The organism is Brevibacterium sp. FME17 (genome assembly GCF_014897515.1).
Taxonomy (GTDB): domain Bacteria; phylum Actinomycetota; class Actinomycetes; order Actinomycetales; family Brevibacteriaceae; genus Brevibacterium.
Genome location: NZ_JABUYD010000036.1, coordinates 1 through 20,004 on the forward strand (window position 1 = coordinate 1; position 20,004 = coordinate 20,004).

The window sequence follows — 20,004 nt, forward strand, 5'->3', positions numbered from 1 at the left end:
GACCGATGAATAGCAGCCACGCCGCTGGCACGAACACTTACAGGACACGCGCTAGATCCAGTCCTTGCTGTAGCAACCACCTCGGACCCGCTGATGTTCCTGATTTCGCGAAGAATCCGAGCTCGTCGTGGACACAAGCTTCCGTGCCATCGTCTCCCACTTCGGATCGAATGCCCAGGTGAACTCGCCGAGGTGGTCAAGCAGCTCCGCACCATTGCTCCGAATGATGTCCGACCACTCCCGTGGCCAGGCACCGTAGTCAGCCGCTGCGGCGAGCTCGTCGACGTCTTTGAACACCGCCCCGTTCGGGTTGAGGCCGGCCGGACTGTGCAACGGCATGCTGTCGACGGGGAACGTGATGTCGAGGATGTGATCGCTGGTGAACAAGCTGTCATCCGTGAGGCGATGTGTTGATTCGAGGTTGACGTACCAGTGTGCCGAGATCGATCCCGCCGCCCCAGAGTCCGCTCCCTCCGTTCCCGGTTTGAGGAGGACCCACACGGAGAAGGGAACATGGGGCGGAACGATTTTGAGCACTCCGAGTCCGCGCCAGCTGCCGGGAGCACTGATACGTCGAGGCGCCTCGGCGAGGGGACGGAAACGAGCCTTCAGGGGCACATCATGAGGATTGGAATCCTCCCAGCCTACGATCCTCGTGTCGACGGTCTCCGTGCCCCCTGCCATCCACAGCACAGCACCGGCGTCGGAGTCCTCGATGACACGCATCGGTCGGCGCACCTCGGCATGGTCCCGGTCGAAGTCGAAGCGTCGAAATGACCAGGTCACAGTCTCACCGGGCCTCCAGAATGGGCCTTCGCCCACGTGCCGAGTGCCAGGTGGGACGTCGATCTCGTAGGGATCGGTGAACTTCATGGGGGCAGTCTAAACGTGCGGCATGGGTGGGCGCTGGATGCCCCTGATTCTGCTCAGCTCCCACCGTCTAGGGTGGGGCGTATGGACGACTTCACACCTCACGACCGCAATGATGCCGTCGATCACAGCGACGCGATCGAACCACCATGCGCTGATGCCGACATCCCGGCCTACCTCGAGGCCCTTGGCATTCCCGGCCTTGCCGACATCCACATCCACTTTCTGCCGCAGAATGTCCTCGACAAGGTATGGGCGTACTTCGATGCCGCCGAGTCCAGCTACGGCTACCCGTGGCCCATCCACTACCGCTATGACACCGAGACTCGCCTGCGGATCGTACGTGACCTGGGTGTTCGCGCTATCCCGGCCCTGACCTACCCGCACAAACCCGGCATGGCCGCTTGGCTCAACGACTGGAACCGTGACTTCGCTGCCGCCCATGATGATGTCATCCACTGCGCAACGCTCTACGCCGAGCCGGAATCTGCCGACTACGTCCCAGAGGCATTGGCGGCCGGTGCCCGACTGTTCAAGGTCCACATCCAGGTGGGCGGCTTCTCCCCCGATGACCGCGTACTCGACCGCGCATGGGCGGCACTCGCCGAGGCGCAGGTGCCCGTCGTCATCCACGCCGGCTCCGAGCCGTTGCCCGGGACCTACACCGGGCCGCGGGCCGTGGCGAATGTGCTCGAACGCTATCCGTCCCTGCAGTTCGTCATCGCCCACATGGGCATGCCCGAATACGACGCCTTCGCCACGCTCGCCGAGGACTACAGCGGAGTCCATCTGGATACGACGATGTATGCCTCCGGGTTCTTCTCTTCCCCCGCCGAGGTGGACCCGAGCTACCGTGAACGCTTGGCTGATCTGCAGGACAAGATCATCCTCGGCTCGGACTTCCCGAACATTCCCTACCCCTATGCGGATCAGGTCTCAGGGCTGGCCGGGCTGGGCCTCGGCGATGATTGGATGCGTTCGGTGCTGTGGCACAACGGTGCCAGGATCCTCGGCCTCGAAAGCTGAGCTCTCAGTCGTTCTGTGGTGCTGAGCTCTCTCGCAACCAGTCATCGATGGTGACGGCCGACAGCCTCGGCGAATCGGGGATGAGTCCTTCTGCAGACATCGGACCTGGGATCGGAATAGGAACGATCTTCGTGGGCCGGGGCGAGCGTGCACCGACGCTCACCGTCGCATCTGCAGTCGACTTCCTCGCAGCGATCTTGCCGGCGATGGTCGGAAAGTCACTGATCTCAGGTCCGGCGACTTCGAGGGTGCCCCGCTCTGAAGCATCAATGGCCTCGGCCATCATTCGTGCGGCTTCGTCCGCGGCCAGAGCTTGGACTCGCATCTTCGGAACGAACGCCAGCGGACCTGCATTGAACGTCATCGTCTCGACAAGTTCGAACCATTGGGTCGATCGGAACATCAGCAGCTGATCGGCGGGGACCAGCCTGCCATAGACCCGCTCCTGCAGTTCTTTGGCCTGGTAGTAGCCGAGCAGTTTGGACTTCGCGACCTCGGGACGAAACGCAATGGACAGACACACCATCGCGGCACCGGGATTCTCCGCAGCGGCCAGGGCGATCGAACGTGAGCTGCGGGAGAAGAAGTCGAGGGCCTTGTGCCGATTGTTGCTCATGTAATTGACGCAGTCGACAAGGACATCGCTGCCTTCGGCCGCCTCGGTGACTCCCTCGCCGGCGTAGGTGTCGACTCCGATGCCGCGGTGGGCAGCGATCACCGAGTGATCACGTTCGCGCAGGTGTGCCACGAGCCTGCTGCCGAAGGTTCCTGTGGCTCCATAAACGGTGATCTGCATGTCTCATCCCCTGATGTCGGTGGATCGGCGGCCTTCGAGTCGCAGGACCAGCGGACCACAGACCGAAGGTCAGTGCCCGCCGGCGGTTGCACCGACGGGCACCGTTATGTGCCAGTCTAGTTCCAGCGGCCCCGGTTGTGTCCTGCCTGGCTCTGCTTGAGCTAGTTCTGCTCGATGGTGATCGTGCCGGTGTCGGCACTCACCGCGACCGGGATGATCGTCTTGTCCTCGTCATCTTTGGAATTCTTCGAGGCATCGTACTTCTTGAGATCCTTGGCCAGATCGACGCCGCCCTGATTCGAGTTCGCGTTGATGCGATAGAAGAGGTCCTTGGCGTCCATCTTCTCCTGTGCCAGGTCCAGACGCGGCAGCCGGAGGTCGATCGTGCCCTCATCGGCCTTGGCCACGATGCCAGACATCGGAACCGTGTCATTGGAGAAGTCGAGGTCGATCGTCCCCGTCGAGGTCACGGCGTCGACGTGTTCACGAACATTGAGGTTCGTGCCGTTGATGGTGCCCACCCCGGTCTTGGATTCGACGGTGCCGAAAGTTCCGCTCAGTTCCGTCATCCCGTAGTCCGTCGAAGTCTGCACGGACTCTGCCGAACCGCTTACCTCAACAGACCCTCCGTCTGTCTTTGCGACGATCTCCTGGTAGTCACCCGCAATGTTGATGGCGCCGAAGCCGCCCTTGAAGTCAAGCTTCATCTTCTTCGAAGTCTCGGCGGGGAGGATGACCTCGATCTGGGAGTTCTCGAGCTGTTTGTGATCGTCCACAGAGATGGTCGAGGCGGGGCCGGACTTTCTCACCTGAAGCTTCGGTATCTCATCACGGGGCCCGGTGGCGTTGAGCCTGACGGAGGGCTGATCCGTGTCGCTGGTCTTGACGACCACCGAAGCACTGGTGTCGAGGTCGAACTTCAGATCCGTGATGGAGGTCGACAGCGGCTCCGTGACTTCGAGCTTCGTGTAGTTCAGTCGTGAGGCTCCATGCGCGACGCTGAAGGCGATGGGCACGAGGAGGACGACGAGAGCGGCGATCGTGATGATCACGCGCAGGCTCGTGCGGGTGGATTCGCTGACGTGGACTGTGGCAGGCATTCTAGGCTCCGAGGAATGTGAGGACGGCGAGGATCCGTCGATTGTCCGAGGTGTCGGCCGTGAGACCGAACTTGGTGAAGACCGAACTGATGTGCTTTTCAACCGCTCCCGCGCTGAGGTAGAGGGTGCGGGCGATCGCCGCATTCGATTTGCCTTCGGCCATGAGCTGGAGGACTTCGAGCTCGCGCGGGCTCAGCGTGGACAGCCCGTCCTTCTTGCGGGTGCGCACGAGGATCTGCGAGACGACCTCCGGGTCGAGGACGGTGCCGCCGGAGGCGACCTCGTCGACGGCTGCGAGGAAATCCTCGACATCGGCGACGCGGTCCTTGAGCAGATATCCGAAGCCGCCGGTGTTCTCTGCGATGAGTTCGGATGCGTACTGCTCCTCCACATACTGGCTGAAGACGAGCACCTTGACGTCAGGGTTCTGTTTGCGGATGAGGACTGCGGCGCGGATGCCCTCGTCGGTGAATGTCGGCGGCATGCGCACGTCGATGATGGCAAGATCCGGCGGAGTGTTGTGAACTGTCGCGAGGAGCTCGTTGGCATCGGGGACGGCGGCGATCACTTCGTGCCCGGCATCGACCAGAAGCCTCTCGAGTCCGGCTCGCAAGATGGCAGAGTCTTCGGCAATTACGATGCGCATGGCACCTCCACAACGACAGTAGTTGGCCCACCTGCGGGGCTGGTCAGGTTCAGTGTCCCACGAGCGGCTTCGACACGATCGACCAATCCGGCGATCCCGGTGTGACGGCCTGAACGGTCGATGCGCGCACCACCCTGACCGTTGTCGGTGACGACGATCTGGACTCCGGTCTCGATCGGGGCGATGAAGACACGGGCATGTGTCGCACCCGAATGCTTGGTGATGTTGGTCAGGCATTCGGCGACGACGAAGTACGCCACAGCTTCGGCCTCTCGGTCGATGCGTCCGGCCAGGCGGACATCAACCTCGACGGGGATCGTCGAGCGTCCGGCCAGAGCGGAGACAGCCGCGTCGAGACCGCGGTCGGTGAGCACTGCGGGGTGGATCCCCCGCGCCAACTGACGCAGCTCATTGACGATACCCTTCGCCTCGGCGTGGGCTTCGGAGACCAGCTCCTTGGCCCGTTCGGGGTCGGTGTCGATCTTCGATTTCGCCATGCCCAAAGTCATGCTCAGGGCGACCAGCCGGGGCTGTGCTCCATCGTGGAGGTCACGTTCGATGCGCAGACGCTCTGCACCGGCGGCCTCGATCCCGGCCATGCGGGCCCGGTCGAGATCGGTGACCTCGGCCTGCAGAGCAGCAGTCCGTGCGGGTGGGAGGAGGCTGCGGTCGAGTGCCCTGTCGAGGTACGGGGCGAACCAGAGGATAGCCACGGAGCTGGCGAGGACGATGAGGGAGCCGATGGCAACGCCGATGCGTCCCAGTCCGCCAGTGGTCCCACGGAAGAAGAAGTCGGTGATGCCCTCAGGATTGATGGCACTGAAGATGCCGATGATTGCCCCGCAGATGCCTGCGATGGTGCCGAATACGACGATCGCACCGAGCAGCATCTTCACATAGTGGTGGGCGGTCGAGCGCCAGAACGAGCCGGACTTCACGTGGAGCCAGCGGTTGTGGAAGAAGCGGCCGAAACCTGATTCGCGGGTGCTGCGCGCGATCTTCGGAACCGGGATGCGATCACCGTAGATGAGTTCAGCCCGGTAGCGTTCGAACACGTTCGCACCCTGCTGGACGAGGACCCAGGCGACGAGAGCGAGTACGCCGAGACCGAGCGCGAAGATACCGCCGAAACCGGTGAATAGCAGACCGAGTGGGATCCAGGCCCAGACCACCGCCATCACGGCAGAGAGCACGAGGTTCGCGACGCCGACTATTCCGACTCGCCTGTTCGGCCATTCGATCGGCCCGTCGGCCGGGATCTCGGTGACCGCGTCGCGGGTCAGCGGCATCGCGCCGGTCACGGGCGCGGAGGTGACATACTCCGACCTCGGCTTCTTTCGCCGAGGTGGTTGCATCGGCTGCATTGGGAGCATCGGCATCTGCCCGTTGGGTCCAGGCACGGCTGCGGGCGCAGGATGTTGGTTGGGGTGCTGATTGTAATGGTTAGTGTGCTGGCCGTACTGGCTGGCGTACGTGCGCGGCTGGTAGCCGGGATGCGGAAGATTGCCTGGTCCTGAGAAATGTGGCGGCTGGGGAGGATACGCCTGAGAAGAGTGCTGCGAGGGTGATTGCTGCGAGGACCCTTGCGAGGAGGGTGCCTGCGGTGGGTTGGTGTTCATCACGCGGGTCTGTGGGTATGCCCGCGTGTTCTGCTGTGTCGGATAGTTACCCGCCGACGACTGCCCGTCAGCACCGGCGCTGAAGGGCAGGTTCATGTCCATGGGAGCTGTCCGGAACTGTCCCGCCTCCGTCGCCGCAGGCGCGTCGGAGATCTCAGCGGTCGGGGGCGCGTTGACAATTGCCTCGGCTCCGAAAGACGTCTCGGATTCTCGTGTCACTTCCGGCGCTTCTTCTGGCGTCTGGGACTCCAAAGAATCGGCGCCCTGCGGCTCCGATTCATTCGGGTTCGTGGGGGTGTTCTCACTCATAGCAATTACGCTACGGGAGTCCGCGCGCCGCCGACAGCACGTTGACCACCTACCCAGCATCGGGTTTTCCCCCACACCACGTGAGCACGCACACACGCAGCGCACTCTCGGGCACCAACGCCGCCCCAGCACGACCCACCATGATCCGCGCCTGCACATCCACGCGCGACCACTGGTCCGGTGAGCGGAACTGCAAGCCTCAACTCATACCACTGCAACAGGGTGTTCAAGAGCTGACGGTGAGTGGGCCGATGCCGAAGCCTCCACGCCAGATCTCACACCATCCGGAATCTCTGCCGTCGCGGCGAGCGCTGACTCGAGGTCGGCGAGGATATCGGCGATATCCTCGATACCCAGGGACAGCCGGATGAACGTCGGCGAGACGCTGAGTTCGCAGTCTGCAACCGCCAGATGAGTCATGGTCGCCGGATGGTCGATGAGGGACTCGACTCCCCCGAGCGATTCGGCCAGGGTGATAAGTTCAGTGCTCTGCACCAGCGACAGAGCACGCGCCTCGGTGTCGGTGCTGAAGGAGACCACTCCCCCGAAGCCGCTCATCTGCTTCTTCGCCACCTCATGACCGGGATGTGACGGCAGCCCTGGGTAGTGCACCTCGGCGATCTCGGGGCGGGCTTCCAACCATTCGGCCACAGCCTGTGCGTTCTCGCAGTGCTTGGCCATCCGCACCGGCAGGGTCTTGATGCCGCGCCGGGTCAGCCACGCGTCGAACGGGGCGATGCCCAACCCCACGGATGCGAGGTGGGATTCGAGACGAGGAACCACCTCGGCGGCACGGGCACAGGTGGAGCCGTCACCGGCGAGGACGGCTCCACCGATGACATCGGAGTGGCCGTTGATGAACTTCGTCGTCGAGTGGATGATGACGTCGGCGCCGAGCTCGATCGGCCGCTGGAGGATCGGGGTGGCGAAGGTGGAGTCGACGGCGAGGATCGCGTTGGCGGCGTGAGCCAGCTTGGCTGTCTCCGCGATGTCGACGATGTCGAGGCCTGGGTTGCTTGGGGTCTCGACCCACACGATCGCGGTCTTCTCCGAGATCGCGGCGGCCAGCGCCTCGGCGTCGGTGAGGTCGACGGTGCGAATGCTGATGCCCCAGCGCTCGTACTCGTTCTTCAGCAGCCGGTAGGTGCCGCCATAGATGTCGCGGGGGATGATGATCTCGTCGCCGGGACCCAGCAATGCGGAGAAGACCGCGACCTCGGCCGAGGTGCCGGAGTTCACTGCCGCTGCGAAACTCGCGCTCTCGAGTTCGCACAGCACCTGTTCGAGGTCGCTGCGATTCGGGGTGCCGGTTCGCGCGTAGTCGAAGCCGGCGCGGGTCTGGCCCGGAGTATCCATCATGAAGGTCGAGGTCTGGAAGATCGGGGCGACAACCGAACCGGTATGCGATTCAGGGTTGGCACCCGAATGCACCGAACGGGTCGAGATTCCGATGTGGGTGATGCTCATGGCGGGTCCTTCCTTCACTGATGGCACTTCGACTTCGCTGCCGAAGTATCACCAGTGTGAGCGGAGCATCGGGGCGCCGGCTTCGGTCATGACCTCGGGTGTCACTGGTCGTCATATGACGGTCTTCCGGCGTCACTATTCGTCATGAATGCATTCGAGCACATAAACTGCTCAGGTCATCACGCCTGTCACACCACACCTGGGATGCTGAACTCCATGGCTCAGTATTCGGATGAGCTCGATGCGATGTTCACTGGGCTTGCCGATCCCGCACGTCGCTTCGTAGTCCATCGCCCGGGCAACGGACCGGCAAGCGTCGGAGAATCGGCAGAGCCGCTGTCGGTCTCGCACCCGGCACAACGGATCCCGACAAGCTGGCGAAGTGGTGGATTCCTACACCGCTCACCCTCCGCATCGACGCGCTGGAGCTGCGCCCCGGAGGTGCCTTCGTCACCATGATGAGCGAAGTCGGCGAATTGTTTGTGCCGCACGTAGGTGCGGTCTCCCTCGCCATTGAGGACGCGTGCAGGGGCACACGCGGCGGCGCTGGCCAGCCTCAGCCGAGGCTGGCCGTCGCCCTGCCACGATCCGTCACGGTCGGCAATTCACTCTCCGCTGGCATCTGCGCTTTCATGGTGGCGGCCAGCACTAGCGAAGTCAGGAGCGCCGCGATAGAGACGAGCGTCCAGATCAGCGGAGCGATACCGATGAGAAGCGCAATCGCGATGCCACCCATTGCCAAAGTGACTGCGGTGAGTGCCCGAGGAACTGGACTCGACAGGCGCTCACCGGCACCAGGAACCTCGCTCACTTCGAGAGCTGAGGACTCGACTCGAGCCTCGGAAGTCGAGAAACTCTCCCTCACAACCCTCGCCGCTGCACTCCCGAATCTGGCCAACCTCGCCTCGCTGGGAAACGGGACCTTCGACATGGCCATGGCCAAAACCGCAGCCAGCCCCATCACCGTGATCAGCCATGGCAGCCTAGTCAGCCACCACCAATTCGATTCGATCTCAGGGAGTACGATCCCGGCCGCCGAGAGTCCATCCCCCACCTGCACCCCAGACAGCAGCTGAGCTGCGTAGCCCAGAGCTCCGATGAGGGTGATGACGATCGGCATGTGCCACAGGTAGACCTGGATGCCGTAGGAGTTGCCCCAGGAGATGACACGCTCCCAGATGCGAGCACGGTACTCGTGTCCGGCCGTAGTCCGATCCGAACCACCGGACACGATCTCGTTGAGATGCGCATGGCTCAGCCGCAGGACGCTCATCTGCGCCACTCCCAGCAGCACCAAGGCCCCGGTCGGTGGGTTGAGGTTGATGAGCATATTCGGGCTGTAGACCCCGAGTTCGACGAGCAATCCGAGGCTCACCAGGGACAGCACCATCACGGTCCAGGCCGACCAGGCCCGCACGGGACGATGAATGGCATCGGCGTAGAAGAAGCCGAACTGCTGAATCAGGGGCCATACGAAGAGGAAGTTGAGATACCCCAGTCCAGTCACTCCCGTGAGTGCGACCAAACTATCCACCGCGATCACAGCACCGGCGAGCGCAGCGATCGTCCGCTTCGGCGCCCTTGCGTGAAAGTGCACCGCCACGGGAACCAGGGAGGTCAGCCCGACGTAGACGGCGAGGAACCACAGAGGCTGCCCGATGCGAGTGCTCGCCTCGGCGAGCAGGTCTGCGGGAACTCCCAGTTCAGAGGCGATCGACAGTCCTGCGCCGGCGAGGCCGATGAGGGTGGCGACCGGAATGACGAGGCGGCGCAGACGGGCACGAATATAGTCGGCCCAGGTGCCTCCGGTAGCTTGGGTGCGTCGCCATCCGTTGATAGCGGCGTATCCGCCGATGAAGAAGAACAGCGGCATGATCTGGAAGAACCACGATGCGGCTGTGAAGCCTGCGGTATGCAGCAGCGCCACCGTGGGCATAACGTCACCGTCTGCTCCGAGCACGGCTGCGCTCATCATCGAATGCAGGATCACCACGACGACGAGGCAGCCGAAGCGGATCAGATCGATCGCCCGGTCCCGGTGCGGTCGACCAGTGGTGCCGCTGGACGGGATGGGCAGGTGGTTCGCCCCGGCCTCGGGCGGCCTGCTGAGGGTCAGTGACATGTCGGCTCCTTGTCGGATTGAGCTCCGCTGACTGCACGGAGTGCGGAGCTCGTCGTTCGATACATCCGAAGCTATGGGCGCGAACGCCGCCCACACATCACCTCTGAGTTCCGACCTGAGCCCGCCCGAGCACTACTTTCGGGTGAGTCTGGGCGCTCCGACTCCGTACCCTCATCGACCCCGCCCCGAGAGCCTCGGCCCACGGTGAGTGTAAGAATGGCAACGAGAGCATCACCAGCTCAGGGACCCGACTCGTCCCGAACGTCCTATTGAGGAACGTCCTATTGAGGAGTGCGCAACGATGACGACGATCGCCTTCGAGACCACCGACCTGCCCATCATCGGAGCCCCGATGGCGGGCGGAACGACGACGCCCGAGCTCGCAGCCGCGGTCGCCCGTGCCGGCGGATTCCCCTTCGTGGCCGGCGGTTATCTCAGCGCCGAAGCGTTGGCCCCTCTGGTCGAGCGCATGCGGGAGACGACCGAGAACTTCGGCGTCAATCTCTTCGCCCCGAACTCTGTGCCCATCGATCGCGGTGCCTTCGACGCCTTCGTCTCGGCACTCGAGCCCATTGCCGCCGATCGCGGCGTCGCCATCGATCCCGAGCCCGTTGATGACGACGATCATTACACCGACAAGGTCGACTACCTCGTCGACAACCCCGTGCCCCTGGTGTCGATGACGTTCAACATCCCCACCGCCGAGGTGGTCGATCGTCTCCATTCCGTCGGCACTCAGGTCGTGGCCACCGTGACGACCGCCGCCGAGGCGCGCACCGCTGCCGACCGCGGCGTTGACGCCCTCATCGTTCAGGGCCCCCGCGCCGGCGGGCACTCGGGCACCGCCGATCCGACACGGTCCATCGAGGATCGGGCCACCGTCGATCTCGTGAAAGATGTCCTCGCCGAGGTGAATCTGCCGCTGGCTGCCGGAGGTGGAGTCGACAGCCAGGAGTCTGTCGACGAGCTGCTGCAGGCTGGGGCGAGCGCCGTGGTCGTGGGCACTCTTCTGCTGCTGAGCGATGAGGCAGGCACTGCGCCGACTCATCGGGCGGCCCTGCAGTCCGCGGACTTCGACGAGACACAGCTGACCAGGGCATTCACCGGCCGACCAGCTCGTGCGCTGGTCAATGACTTTGTACGGAAGTTCGATCCGATCGCGGTCGATGCTTACCCGGCTCTTCATCACCTGACGAAGTCATTCCGCGCCCAGGCGAAGAAGGATGATGACCCGCACGGCCTGCACCTGTGGGCCGGCACCGGCTATCGCAGCGCCCAGACATGCTCAGCGGAGACGATCGTCAAAGAGCTCGGCGCCCCCTTCACCCGGAACTAGGCACCCGCTCTCCTCGCGGCGGCCCTGCCGTCCGAGGTCCGACGCTGCTGCGCTCAGCTGCCGGCGATGACCAGACCCGATTCGTAGGCGGCGACGACGATCTGAGTGCGATCGCGCAGTCCCAGCTTCGACAGGATCCGGGACACGTGGGTCTTCACGGTCTGCTCGGCCAGGAACAGGTGCGCAGCCACCTCGGCGTTGGCATGCCCCTTGGCCACCAGCGTCATGACGTCGATCTCACGGTCGGTCAGCTGCCCGAGCACGGCTGTGTCCTTGGTGACTCTGGGCCCGCTCACGTACTCGGAGATGAGGCGGCGGGTCACGGACGGCGCCAAGAGCGACTGGCCGTCGGCGACCACGCGCACAGCGGTGATCATGTCTTCTGCTGTGGCGTCCTTGAGCAGAAACCCGCTCGCTCCCGCGCGCAGTGCCGAGAACACGTACTCATCGGCATCGAAGGTGGTGAGCATGATGACCTTCGGGTGGTCCCCCGGCATCGAGAACACCGCGCGGGTGGCATCGAGACCGTTGAGCTTCGGCATACGGATGTCCATGAGGATGACGTCGGGCGAGGTTCTGCGCACGAGGTCGACGACCTGCGAACCGTCCTCAGCACTGCCGACGACACTCATGTCCGGCTGCGCATCGAGAAGGGCTCCGAACCCCTGGCGAACCATGGCCTGGTCATCAACGATGGCGACCCGCGTCGTCTCGGACGAGGGCGGCGGCACACCGTCGCGCGCAATCGATCCCGGCGCGGGACTCGGCGTTGGGCGCGGTGTCGGACTCGGACCTGACGCTCCTGCTTCTGGCATGCTCTTACGCTACCCGACCCGCACTGCCAGAGCCCCTCAAAAACCAGTGAAATCAAGCCAACGGCTCCCTGCCTGCGCCGATTTCATCCTCAAGTAGCACTCCTCCGTCAGCACAATCACTCCTTCGTATGATGCGCCCCATGACACCGGGTCCTTAGCGTGCACACCATGATCATCACCGCGATAATACTCGCCACGCTCGCAGCCTTCTGCTTGGCACTCGGCACGCACTTCCAGCAGTACGCCGTCGCCACCATGACACCCGGGCCCAAACGTCGGGCAACCTGGGTCACCGGCCTGGGGCTGATGGGCATGGTGACCGTCCTCAACGTCATCGCTCTGGGACTCGGCCCTGTTGCCATCGTCCAACCCATCGGCGCGATCTCCCTCGTCTTCGCCGCGCTCATCAGCCGCCGGTACTTCGGCCTGCAGCTCGGCGCCCCACTGCTCATCAGCATCGGGGTGACGATGTTCTCGATTTTCGCCTTCGTGACCACCTCGGCGCAGTTCTCCCACGAACTCGTCGCCACCGAGGAATCGCTGACCTGGCTGCTGGCGCTCCTCGTCGCTCTCAGCCTCTTCGGCGCACTCTTCGCGCTCAGTCGTGCCGGGCACATTCCACGAGTCATCATGACCGGCATCATCTTCGGCACCGTCGCCGCTGCGACCCACGTCCTCGCCAGGACCGTCGTGACCGAGGGCCTGCCCGATTTCGGAACATCGGACTCGCAGTGGTGGATGTTGCTGGCAGCCGTGGCCCTCGCCTCGGCGGTGGGATTCTGGCTGGTCCAGACCGCCTACGCCTCTGGTCCTCCAGAGACGGTGCTCGCGGGGCTGACCGTCATCGACCCGATCGTGGCGGTGGTCATCGGCGCAGCCTTCTTCGGCGAGTACGCGGGCCTCACCCCCATGGCCATCGGCCTGCTGCTGCTCGCCGCCGGTGGTGGGATCGCCGGAGTCTGGATGCTCTCGCAGTTCCATCCCCGCGTCCTCGAATCGAAATCGGTCCCCACAGGGCGCATCTCAGCAGACGGTCCCGCACACCTCTCACCAGAGTCGCGAACACCGGCTCACAACAGCCAAGGAATCCGATCATGAACCAAACCCTCGAATCCTCATACACTGATGCGCCTTCGTGGCCGAGCACGTATTCTGAGAACGTGCCCCGTCCCCCAGATACGCCGCCGCAGACCCGGTCATGGTGGTCGCGGATGTGGCACAACCTGGGCCGGGACGCCATCCTCGTCCTCCCCGGATTCTTCGTCTCCCTCATCGGGTTCGTCGTACTCATCACGATGTTCTCGGTCTCAATCTCCACCATCGTCATCTGGATAGGCGCCCTGCTCCTGCCTGTGACTCTCTACGTCGCGACCGGGTTCGCGAACCTCTCCCGGGCCCGCGCCCGGCAGTGGGGAGCCCCCATCGCCGAGGTGGTCCGTCGTCCCCGTGGACACGGAATCAGCGGGTGGTTCGGTGTCATGGCCGAAGGACGGCGCTGGCTCGACCTGCTGTTCGAAGCCGTCTTCGCCCTGCCCATCCGGCTCTTCACCTTCTCCGTGGTGATCCCCTGGTTCTTCGGTGCCCTGGGCGGGATGACCTACTTCATCTGGGGACGCTTCCTTCCCAACGACAACACCGATCTCATCAGCTTCATCGCAGCATGGTGGAACGACACCTCCGTGGTGGCTCTGGGATTCGGCGCTGAGGCGACCTTCCAGTTCATCGCGGGACTCATCCTCCTCGTCACCTTCCCCTTCGTCCTGCATGCCATGGCCCGGTTGGAGATCGCAGCGATCACGGCAGGGCTGGCGCCCGGCCACGATGAGGTGACCTCGGTGGGAAAAGCACGAACCGGTGACTCCACGAGCCACGCTCCCGACGGGACCGCCACGGCGACTTCCTCGGGATCGAGAGCTCTGGGGTTGCCGGCAGCCAACTCGTTCCTGACACGGGCCGCCGGCGAGGGCTGGTTCTGGCTGCTCAGCATCTTCGTCGGCGTGGTGCTCGTGGCCGTCGGATGGCCAGTGACTGCAGCGCTGTATGAATCGTCGACCGTCATTGCGATGCTCGTCGCCCTCGGCCAGAGCGGCGCCCTGGTGCTCGCCGTGCGCAGACCGGTCACCGCGATCATCGTCGGGCTGGCCTCTGCAACGGCTGGAATCGTGCTCACCGCGGATACGACCGGGCTGGTGTGGCCGTGGACGGCGACGTCGATCCTCTCACTGCTCTTCCTCCACCTCATCATCGGCCTGCGCCACAGCTGGTACCACCTCGTCATCCTGTGGTCGCTGTCGACGGCGCTGGGCGTGCTGAGCCTGACCATGCCCCATGCGGGTGGGCTGTCGGGGGCGCTGGCGAACGTCATCACGACGGTCTCGCTCACTGCAGGGATCTCGATCGTCGCGGTGATCGGCAATCTGTGGATTCGCGGTCGCACTCAGCTGGCCACTGAGCGACAGCTCAGTGCCGAGGAGCTGGCCAAGCGTCAAGAGCTCGAGGAACGCAACAGGATCGCACAGGAGCTCCATGACGTCGTCGCTCACAGCATGTCCGTCATCAGCGTCCAGGCAACCACGGCTCGCTACCGACTGCCCGAACTCGATACCCGAAGCGTTGAGGAGTTCGACTCGATCGCCGGCTCCGCTCGACAGGCGCTCAATGAGATGCGCGGTCTGCTGGCGATTCTGCGCGGTGGCCGTGATGCCGATCTGGCTCCGCAGCCGATGATCGATGACATTCCCGACCTCGTCGAGGCCACGCGCGGTTCGGGCGCCGAGGTGGAACTCGACTTCCCCGCAGCTCCGCTCCCCCTGCACCCGACCACCGGGCTGACCGCCTTCCGCCTCGTCCAGGAGGCCCTGTCGAATGCTCTGCGCCATGCTCCCGGTGCACCAGTGAGGGTATCCGTTCGCACCGATGACTCGCAGCTGTGGGTGGCCGTGGTCAATGGGGCGCCGGACCGGCACCGATCAGACCGGCCCGAACCCGATCGGGACAACCCCGCTGCGGGCCACCTCAGCGGTGGATTCGGCCTCAAAGGCATGCGCGAGAGGGTCGAGGCCCTCGGCGGAACACTGCACGTGGGCCCGACTATCGACAGCGGTTTCGAGGTACTCGCGACCTTGCCCGCGGACTGAAGCCTCGGGGCGGATGGGAGTCGGCGAGGGCCGTTGGCCATCCGGGCGGTTGATCTCATCCTTTCGGGCGACAGCGTCAAGCGAGCGTGAGCGGTAGCCTCGAAGAGTGAGACTTCGACCCGACCGGCGCGCCCTGACCCATACCCTCCTCTGGACGGGCATCTCGACGGCCATCGGCGTGTTCGCGCTCATCGTCATCGTCAGTACCGAATGGCCGGATTTCGAGGAGGCGGGTGCCCGCACCGGAGCGCTCAGTGCCGAACTGTTCATCCATATCCTCTTCGGCCTCATCTCTTTGGCCTGCCTGCCCATCGTCCTTGCCTTCGACGGACGGACGATCCCCCGCAGATCACTGCGCCCCAAGGTGATTGCGGCCGAAAAGCTGCGCGATTTCCTCACGAACACTGGTCGCGGCGGCGTAGAATTCCTCGCCTCGGACGGCTCCGTAGAATCCCTGCAGCGTCGGCCCGGCGGCTGGGTTCCGGTGTCGGTCGGATTCCTCGGCATCGTCACCGGTACGATCGGCGTCCTCGGTGCATTCGCCGGACTGCTCATCCTCATCACCCTCACGTCTCGACGCAGCTGGTCACTCGACTTCACCTGCCTCGCTGCCGCGATCATCTCCCAGGGCCTGACGTACACGCTCACCCCGACGGCGGTCGGAGCCTTCGAACTTCCACTGTTCCTCGTCAACGGAACCGTCTACGCAATGATCGTCGTCATCGGCGTCATCCGCGGATCCCGCGAACAAGGGCTCATCGACACCGCCGCGCAGACGCTTCTGCGCGAACGCTCGCGCCAGGACCGTGCCGTCGCTGAGGTGCGGCGCGGCATCGCCCGCGACATGCACGACTCCCTCTCGCACCACCTCAGCGTGATCGCCATGTACTCCGGTGCACTCTCCGTCAGGCGAGACCTCGACCCCGAGTCCGTCCACGAAAGCGCCCGACTCATCGCCAGCAGCGCCCGCCGCTCGGGAATCGAGCTGCGAGAGGTTCTGACGATGCTGCGCGGAGACGACCAAGGCACAGTGATCGACCCCGATCTCAACCGCCTCGTCGCCGACCGCCCGGAGTCGGTGACCCTGATCTACTCCGAACCGCTCACCTCCGAATCACTGCACGCCCTGGGCAGCCTCGAACGAATGACGATCTACCGCTTCGTCCAAGAGACCATGACCAATGCCCTCAAACACGCGCTCGGTGAGATGCTCACCATCACCATCGGCGACGAGGGCGATGACGCCGTTCGATATATCACGATGACCGCGCACAATCACTACCCGGACAGCCTCCTCGGCGCCCCGGCACACGGCGAACCCCACCGCAAGCAGTACATCGCCGGCTCCGGCCTGGGGATTCTGGGCATCAAGGAGAGAGTGGAGGCGATGGGCGGTGACCTCGAGGTCAGCCACTATCCTGACTTCGAACTGCGAGCTCGCATCCCCGTCCAGAACACGGAAGAGATCAGCGCATGAGCATCAGAACGATCATCGCCGACGACGAGTCCCTCATGCGCTCAGGTCTGCGCCTGCTCCTCGGCGCGGCCGATGACATCGATATCATCGCCGAGGCGGCCAACGGTGCCGAGGCCATCGAGCTCGCCCGAGAGCTGAGTCCAGACCTCATCCTCATGGACATCCGCATGCCGGTCATGGACGGACTCGAGGCCACCCGTGCCCTCATGGCTCAGACTCTTCATCCGGAGGTTCTCATCCTCACGGCCTTCGGCACCGACGAATTCGTGCTTCAGGCACTGCGCTCGGGAGCGGCCGGCTACATCCTCAAGGACACTCCGCCAGAAGATCTCATCCACGCGGTTCGGGCAGCCGCGAACGGCACACGAACCTTGTCACCAAGTGCGGTCGAGTCCCTGCTGGGACGTGACACCACCTCGGCGACAGGGGTGGCTGGTGCTTCGAATTGGAACAGCACCCCGATCGGACCTGATCCCCTGGAGCCCCTGACCACACGAGAACGGGAGATCGCCGAGGCGGTCGCTCAGGGGATGACGAATGCACAGGTGGCGCGGGCGCTGTTCGTCTCCACGGCCACGGTGAAGACCCACCTGGCGCGCATCTTCTACAAACTCGACGTCAGCACCCGCGTGCAATTGGCCCTGCTCGTCAACGAACGGCGCTGAGCCTCGAGGGACGGACTCAGATCATTTCGGGGCCATGCGGATGGCGCCGTCGAGGCGAATGGTCTCGCCGTTGAGCATCGGATTGGCGACGATCGACTCGACGAGCTGCGCGTACTCGGCTGGCTTGCCCAGTCGAGAGGGGTGGGGAATCGACTTCGCCAGGGACTCCTGGGCCTCTTCGGGCAGACCGGCCATCATCGGGGTCTCGAAGATGCCTGGCGCGATCGTCACCACGCGGATCTGTGAGGATGCGAGTTCGCGTGCCATCGGCAGGGTCACCGAGGCGATGGCGCCCTTCGACGCGGAGTAGGCGATCTGTCCGATCTGACCGTCAAAGGCCGCGACCGAGGCGGTGTTGACGATGACACCGCGTTCTTCACCGGCGCTCTCCTGGGCCTGCATTGCGGCCGCGGCCAGGCGGCACACGTTGACGGTGCCGACGACATTGATGTTGAGCACCTTCGAAAACGCATCCAAGGCCAGCGGTCCCTTACGTGAGACGAGCTTGCCGGGGGTCGCGACGCCCGCGCAGTTGACGACCACGCGCAGCTGGCCGAGGCCCGTCGCCGTGTCGACGGCCGCCTGAACCTGCTCTTCGTTGGTGACATCGGCGGAGACGAAATGGGCGCGCTCGCCGAGTTCTGTGGCCACCTGCTGACCCACCTCGGCGTTGAGATCGACCATGACGACCTGGGCGCCGGCGGCCAAGAGCCGTTCCGTGGTGGCGCGACCGAGCCCGGAGGCTCCACCGGTGACGAGTGCGACTGTGTTGTTGAGATCCATGAGTATCCTTCGCATCACTGAAGTGAAAGTTTGAGTTGCTTCGACTTTAACGCAGGGCTGTGGGCACGACGAAGCCCGCCGACCATCGGGTGCGGCGGGCTTCGGACGTGTCAGCTGCTGAGGAGGCGCTGCCTCATCCGCAGTGTGCGCTGATGACGGTCAGGCAGCCTGATCCTCGGAAGCCGCATCCTCACGCACGGATTTCAAGGCTTCGCCCCAGCTCACAAGGTCGGACACCATCGATGCGAACGGGGCCGCGGAGACCTCGGTCGGGGTGAAGGTGCCGTCGGAGAAATCGGTGAAGAGGCTGAAAGAGGCCTGGTCGCGGACCACGGCGAGCTTGTAGTTGGCGAGGATGTGGCGCAGGTGCTCGGCGGCACGCACACCCTTGTCGGCGCCGTAGTTCACGATTCCGGCGACCTTGTGGTTGAACTCGCTGGCCACGAAGTCCAGGGCGTTCTTCAGCGATCCGGAGATCGAGTGGTTGTACTCAGGGGTGACGAAGATGAATGCGTCGAACTCGGCGAGCTTGGCACCCCAGGCCTTGGTGTGGTCGTTCTCGTACATGTTCGCGCCGGCCGGAATGACCTCATCGAGCAGCGGCAGGTTGAAGTCACCGAAGTCGACGACCTCGGCGCGCACGTCCTCGCGGCCGGCCAACTGGTCCTTGGCCCAGGAGACGATCTGCGGGTTGAGTGCCTGCGGGCGCGAGGTTCCAGGAATGATGGCGATGTTGAGCATGTTCGTCCTCAGCTAGTTCATAGGGTGCAATGTCAGTGATGCTGGTTTCAGGTGATCGGCACTGGCAGTCTCCCGCCGTGCGACTCACACCTGCTCAACATGATTGAACCGTCAATCATTCCCGATTCGTGGAGTGATCGCCGTTACTTTCACATGACCGTCCGGGGCGGACCAGACGACGGCCCGGGATAGGCGGACGTCTGGCGATCAGTGGAAACACGTCCTTCGACAAACCAGGGATCCCCGAATTCTGGCCGGAAACGGCCATTGACAGGGCAACGTCATGTATTCTCGGTTGGCAAGTGAAAGATTGTTCGATATCCGACCGACAGGAAGCACAGGCACCGTGAGATCAACCAACGGCCGCAACAATATCCTCCGCTCGGCTCGGGACACCTTCGCGGCAAAGGGATTCGACGGCGCATCCATCCGCGATATTGCGCAGGCGGCCGGGCTGAGCCTGTCCGCACTTTACTACTACTTCCCGTCCAAACAGGAAGCACTGTACGAGCTCGTGCACACGGCCTACACTTGGTACAGCGAGCACAGCCGAGCCGTCATCGCCGAGGTGGGTGACGACCCAACCGAGCAGCTAACCGTGGCCGTGCGCTACCTGTCCCGCTACCGCATGGAAAACGTATCGGTGTCCACAGTGCTGCTGCGCGACACTGAGCGACTGACCGGTGACAACGCCGCCCGCGTCAAGGAACTCCAGCACGAGGCGCGAGTCATCATGGGCGACATCGTCCAATCAGGCATCGACGCAGGAACATTCCACGTCAACAGTGCTCAGCTCGTGACTCGTGCGATCCACTCGATCTGCAATTCGCTCTCGCTCTGGTACCGACCCACCGGCGACCTGACACCCGATGTCATCGAACGAGACTTCACTCAGTATTCGCTGCGCATGCTAGGCCTCGATCCCAGCCCCGAAGAACTTGACCATCTGATGGCGCTGCCGATCAACCAGGCGGGCATGCTCGACTTCATCTCCGACGACAAGGACTGAGCGCTCCGCAGCGTCAACAACCTCACTGCAGATACCCGAAGGTGCTAATTACGCGCGGCGCCGCGCGTAATTAGCACCTTCGGGTA

The 20,004-nt window shown here is 63.9% G+C and carries 17 protein-coding genes; 7 read left to right on the plus strand and 10 right to left on the minus strand.

Annotated elements, in window-relative coordinates; genetic code table 11:
• Positions 1-51: 51 nt before the first annotated feature.
• Positions 52-873, minus strand: coding sequence for a DUF402 domain-containing protein (locus tag INT40_RS19435; RefSeq protein ID WP_193071119.1), 822 nt, complete (start codon positions 871-873; stop codon positions 52-54).
• 81 nt (positions 874-954) lie between these two features.
• Here INT40_RS19435 and INT40_RS19440 point away from each other — a divergent pair, with 81 nt between their 5' ends.
• Entirely contained in the window at positions 955-1,896 is a 942-nt protein-coding gene (locus INT40_RS19440; RefSeq protein ID WP_193071118.1) for an amidohydrolase family protein, read from the plus strand.
• Positions 1,897-1,900: 4 nt separating this feature from the next.
• On the opposite strand, the gene INT40_RS19445 is transcribed toward INT40_RS19440, so the two are convergent.
• The 6 genes from INT40_RS19445 to INT40_RS19470 form a co-directional block, all read right to left on the minus strand.
• Positions 1,901-2,692, minus strand: a complete 792-nt coding sequence (locus INT40_RS19445; RefSeq protein ID WP_193071117.1) for an SDR family oxidoreductase — start codon at positions 2,690-2,692, stop codon at positions 1,901-1,903.
• Positions 2,693-2,853: 161 nt separating this feature from the next.
• Positions 2,854-3,792, minus strand: a complete 939-nt coding sequence (locus INT40_RS19450) for a hypothetical protein (RefSeq protein WP_101571366.1) — start codon at positions 3,790-3,792, stop codon at positions 2,854-2,856.
• A gap of 1 nt (position 3,793) precedes the next feature.
• Positions 3,794-4,438, minus strand: coding sequence for a response regulator transcription factor (locus tag INT40_RS19455; RefSeq protein ID WP_009881760.1), 645 nt, complete (start codon positions 4,436-4,438; stop codon positions 3,794-3,796).
• On the minus strand, positions 4,426-6,366 hold the full coding sequence (locus INT40_RS19460) for a histidine kinase (protein ID WP_193071116.1): 1,941 nt from the start codon (positions 6,364-6,366) through the stop codon (positions 4,426-4,428). Before INT40_RS19460 ends, INT40_RS19455 begins: the two co-directional genes overlap by 13 nt.
• 204 nt (positions 6,367-6,570) lie before the next feature.
• Positions 6,571-7,833, minus strand: a complete 1,263-nt coding sequence (locus INT40_RS19465) for a trans-sulfuration enzyme family protein (protein WP_101571370.1) — start codon at positions 7,831-7,833, stop codon at positions 6,571-6,573.
• A 556-nt stretch (positions 7,834-8,389) separates the two neighbouring features.
• Positions 8,390-9,955: an acyltransferase family protein gene (locus INT40_RS19470; protein ID WP_193071115.1), complete on the minus strand. Its 1,566-nt coding sequence runs from the start codon at positions 9,953-9,955 to the stop codon at positions 8,390-8,392.
• 301 nt (positions 9,956-10,256) lie between these two features.
• Here INT40_RS19470 and INT40_RS19475 point away from each other — a divergent pair, with 301 nt between their 5' ends.
• Positions 10,257-11,291 carry a nitronate monooxygenase gene (locus INT40_RS19475; protein WP_193071114.1) on the plus strand — a complete coding sequence of 345 codons (1,035 nt, stop codon included), beginning with the start codon at positions 10,257-10,259 and terminating at the stop codon, positions 11,289-11,291.
• 53 nt (positions 11,292-11,344) lie between these two features.
• Here the strand turns inward: INT40_RS19475 and INT40_RS19480 are convergent, their stop codons facing one another.
• Positions 11,345-12,106, minus strand: coding sequence for a response regulator (locus tag INT40_RS19480; RefSeq protein WP_226829843.1), 762 nt, complete (start codon positions 12,104-12,106; stop codon positions 11,345-11,347).
• A gap of 168 nt (positions 12,107-12,274) precedes the next feature.
• Between INT40_RS19480 and INT40_RS19485 the strand changes: the two genes are divergently transcribed.
• The 4 genes from INT40_RS19485 (at position 12,275) to INT40_RS19500 (ending at position 17,385) form a co-directional block, all read left to right on the plus strand.
• Complete coding sequence (locus INT40_RS19485) at positions 12,275-13,204, plus strand: hypothetical protein (RefSeq protein ID WP_193071113.1); 930 nt, start codon at positions 12,275-12,277, stop codon at positions 13,202-13,204.
• Positions 13,201-15,243, plus strand: coding sequence for a sensor histidine kinase (locus INT40_RS19490; protein ID WP_193071112.1), 2,043 nt, complete (start codon positions 13,201-13,203; stop codon positions 15,241-15,243). The genes INT40_RS19485 and INT40_RS19490 overlap by 4 nt, the downstream gene beginning before the upstream one ends.
• A gap of 106 nt (positions 15,244-15,349) precedes the next feature.
• Positions 15,350-16,720, plus strand: a complete 1,371-nt coding sequence (locus INT40_RS19495; RefSeq protein WP_193071111.1) for a sensor histidine kinase — start codon at positions 15,350-15,352, stop codon at positions 16,718-16,720.
• A complete protein-coding gene (locus INT40_RS19500) occupies positions 16,717-17,385 on the plus strand; it encodes a response regulator (RefSeq protein ID WP_096157655.1) in 669 nt (222 codons plus the stop codon). The genes INT40_RS19495 and INT40_RS19500 overlap by 4 nt, the downstream gene beginning before the upstream one ends.
• 21 nt (positions 17,386-17,406) lie before the next feature.
• Here INT40_RS19500 and INT40_RS19505 read toward each other — a convergent pair whose 3' ends face one another.
• Positions 17,407-18,168 carry a 3-hydroxyacyl-CoA dehydrogenase gene (locus INT40_RS19505; RefSeq protein ID WP_193071110.1) on the minus strand — a complete coding sequence of 254 codons (762 nt, stop codon included), beginning with the start codon at positions 18,166-18,168 and terminating at the stop codon, positions 17,407-17,409.
• A 159-nt stretch (positions 18,169-18,327) separates the two neighbouring features.
• On the minus strand, positions 18,328-18,909 hold the full coding sequence (locus INT40_RS19510) for an NADPH-dependent FMN reductase (protein ID WP_193071109.1): 582 nt from the start codon (positions 18,907-18,909) through the stop codon (positions 18,328-18,330).
• A 346-nt stretch (positions 18,910-19,255) separates the two neighbouring features.
• Between INT40_RS19510 and INT40_RS19515 the strand changes: the two genes are divergently transcribed.
• On the plus strand, positions 19,256-19,918 hold the full coding sequence (locus tag INT40_RS19515) for a TetR/AcrR family transcriptional regulator (RefSeq protein ID WP_096158891.1): 663 nt from the start codon (positions 19,256-19,258) through the stop codon (positions 19,916-19,918).
• Positions 19,919-20,004 lie beyond the last annotated feature (86 nt).

Excerpts from the sequence above, each read along its gene's own strand:
- INT40_RS19435 (WP_193071119.1), bottom strand. The coding sequence starts at position 873 with ATGAAGTTCACCGATCCCTACGAGATCGACGTCCCACCTGGCACTCGG.
- INT40_RS19440 (WP_193071118.1), top strand. The coding sequence starts at position 955 with ATGGACGACTTCACACCTCACGACCGCAATGATGCCGTCGATCACAGC.
- INT40_RS19445 (WP_193071117.1), bottom strand. The coding sequence starts at position 2,692 with ATGCAGATCACCGTTTATGGAGCCACAGGAACCTTCGGCAGCAGGCTC.
- INT40_RS19450 (WP_101571366.1), bottom strand. The coding sequence starts at position 3,792 with ATGCCTGCCACAGTCCACGTCAGCGAATCCACCCGCACGAGCCTGCGC.
- INT40_RS19455 (WP_009881760.1), bottom strand. The coding sequence starts at position 4,438 with ATGCGCATCGTAATTGCCGAAGACTCTGCCATCTTGCGAGCCGGACTC.
- INT40_RS19460 (WP_193071116.1), bottom strand. The coding sequence starts at position 6,366 with ATGAGTGAGAACACCCCCACGAACCCGAATGAATCGGAGCCGCAGGGC.
- INT40_RS19465 (WP_101571370.1), bottom strand. The coding sequence starts at position 7,833 with ATGAGCATCACCCACATCGGAATCTCGACCCGTTCGGTGCATTCGGGT.
- INT40_RS19470 (WP_193071115.1), bottom strand. The coding sequence starts at position 9,955 with ATGTCACTGACCCTCAGCAGGCCGCCCGAGGCCGGGGCGAACCACCTG.
- INT40_RS19475 (WP_193071114.1), top strand. The coding sequence starts at position 10,257 with ATGACGACGATCGCCTTCGAGACCACCGACCTGCCCATCATCGGAGCC.
- INT40_RS19480 (WP_226829843.1), bottom strand. The coding sequence starts at position 12,106 with ATGCCAGAAGCAGGAGCGTCAGGTCCGAGTCCGACACCGCGCCCAACG.
- INT40_RS19485 (WP_193071113.1), top strand. The coding sequence starts at position 12,275 with ATGATCATCACCGCGATAATACTCGCCACGCTCGCAGCCTTCTGCTTG.
- INT40_RS19490 (WP_193071112.1), top strand. The coding sequence starts at position 13,201 with ATGAACCAAACCCTCGAATCCTCATACACTGATGCGCCTTCGTGGCCG.
- INT40_RS19500 (WP_096157655.1), top strand. The coding sequence starts at position 16,717 with ATGAGCATCAGAACGATCATCGCCGACGACGAGTCCCTCATGCGCTCA.
- INT40_RS19505 (WP_193071110.1), bottom strand. The coding sequence starts at position 18,168 with ATGGATCTCAACAACACAGTCGCACTCGTCACCGGTGGAGCCTCCGGG.
- INT40_RS19510 (WP_193071109.1), bottom strand. The coding sequence starts at position 18,909 with ATGCTCAACATCGCCATCATTCCTGGAACCTCGCGCCCGCAGGCACTC.